Raw genomic sequence first — 1,952 nt, forward strand, 5'->3', positions numbered from 1 at the left:
TCAGGCGAATGGTTCTTTCGTTTCTTCATTGCGGATCACTTCTTTCTTCATGCGATCCATCTTAACGACTGGCCCAAATTTCCGCGACCACCTCTGTCGGAACCTGTCGTTCGAATAATTCGGGCTGACCGACCGCTCTGAGCCCAAACTTCATGATGCTGCACAATGAACGAATGGCCGCTAATCCACGACTCTCTTAGAAAATGTCGTTTTTGCCTTGGCATATGCGGCCTCAACAAGAGGCTGTATATCGTCGAATGTCTTATGCGCTGGATTAAGGACAGCCACCCAACTCATCCATCCATAAACCGGATGGGGCATCAATGTGTCCAGAGTGGTGAAGTCCCACGGCCCTTCAATAACGCCTCCCTTGCCTGGTCGCGGCGGCGGGGGGCCAAATCGTTCAAGAAAGAGGGATTTCGTGGTCCCAACATTCAATCGGAAGATATCGTCGCGATCTAAACTCGATGCCTTGTCGTTTTCACCGTCTTTTTCCTTAACGGTCGCAAAATACACACCGCGAGGCAAACGCCTTCCGGGGTTGTAGAAAAGGGATTTTTCGCCCCAAGCCTCGACAACGGTAACGCCATCGAATTTTGACAAGAGCGCGTCAATGACCAGAGTTGGTGTTAGGTTTTGCATTTTGTTTTCCCAGATAGTCTTGCAGGCGTTTACCGATCTCCGGTCTGAAACCGTGATCGCCTAATTTTACGCTTCCCATTCGATCCAATCGAAAGACCCGAAAATTGGACCGTGTTTCGCACCATGCCGTCAGTGTCAGAACATTCTCCCACACTTCAATTTCAAGCGGGCGGACGATCCGCTCGGACACCTCCTCAGACAGGGATTTGTAATCAAAATTCAGTTGTGTCCGACTGAGAATAGAACGTCTAACAATGTCCAAAACATCCAGCACGCGTTGCGAAAATTTTGGTGTGTAGATGGCAATTGCACCCCGTGTCGGATCCAGCATTTCTGGCTGCGGTAAGACCGCCCGCACCTTATCTCCGAGGCTTTTTCCATGATCTGATAGGCTCTGACCGAAACTGGACTGTACCAAGGCAATCCCCAGTTCCAATACTTCCAACTCTCCCGGTGTTAAGTTTAGCGGGGGTAGGAAGACCGGTTCGGTCATAATGTACCCGACACCTCGCTCGCCAGTGATCGGAACGCCAGAACCGATCAACGTCTCAACATCACGATAGACGGTGCGCAGTGACACCTCCATTCTTTCGGCAATGTCCGCCCCTTTGTGAAGGCGTCCATCGCGAAAAAGCTGGATGATATTGAAAAGTCGATCAGTTCTGCGCATCCTGCTATTCTATCGAAGAAATAGCCGCATACCGCAACGATATGCTTTCAGGGTCAATTGCCATCATAAACGGCATCATGTCCTCACGTTGCATGGCAGCTTCTGCCGCCGCTTGTGCTTCCTCTTTCGATGTCCATTCTACATAGTCTGTCCAACGGCCGGTCTCATCTTGTGAAAGGCTACGTCGCACAAACGCCGCCGTTGAGCAGAGATACACTGTGCTGGCTTGAGCAGATGCAAGGAATTGTTCATCCGTCATCCCCTCTGCCAACCGAAATTCAACAATTTCTGCTGTTGTTGCGACGCCAGTTTGCTCGCGTTCACACACCTCTGCATAAGATGCCCCCGCCAAAGATAGGCTCGCCAGCGCGGAAAGTATTTGTGTCTTCATTTTGAACTCCAATTTCTGTCAGAGTTCCTTCTTGCACAGGGCAACTGACACGGTCTGTCAGCTACATCACATCCAAAGCAGCCATTCTGCATAAAACTTTGAATGGCAACAAAGTCCCGCAACTCGGTCATAGCCTCGATTTTCGCGAATGACCTGTGTGGATGGCTCCTGCATAGCAAGACATTTTTGATCAGATTTGTGCATTTGTCAGAAGCAGTCATGTGTCCGGCCTGTTTGCGCGGTTTTGAC

General features: G+C 50.3%; 3 protein-coding genes. All 3 read right to left on the bottom strand.

The features are described from left to right. Positions 1-180: 180 nt before the first annotated feature. From BUB78_RS19920 to BUB78_RS19930, 3 genes are read right to left on the bottom strand one after another with little or no spacing between them, the layout of a single operon-like run. A complete protein-coding gene (locus BUB78_RS19920) occupies positions 181-642 on the bottom strand; it encodes a DUF6194 family protein (RefSeq protein WP_073201166.1) in 462 nt (153 codons plus the stop codon). Then, positions 611-1,312 carry a helix-turn-helix transcriptional regulator gene (locus BUB78_RS19925; RefSeq protein ID WP_073201168.1) on the bottom strand — a complete coding sequence of 234 codons (702 nt, stop codon included), beginning with the start codon at positions 1,310-1,312 and terminating at the stop codon, positions 611-613. The genes BUB78_RS19920 and BUB78_RS19925 overlap by 32 nt, the downstream gene beginning before the upstream one ends. Before the next feature lie 4 nt (positions 1,313-1,316). Continuing rightward, positions 1,317-1,703: a hypothetical protein gene (locus BUB78_RS19930; protein ID WP_084732985.1), complete on the bottom strand. Its 387-nt coding sequence runs from the start codon at positions 1,701-1,703 to the stop codon at positions 1,317-1,319. Positions 1,704-1,952 lie beyond the last annotated feature (249 nt).

The organism is Roseovarius marisflavi (assembly GCF_900142625.1).
Taxonomy (GTDB): Bacteria; Pseudomonadota; Alphaproteobacteria; order Rhodobacterales; family Rhodobacteraceae; genus Roseovarius; species Roseovarius marisflavi.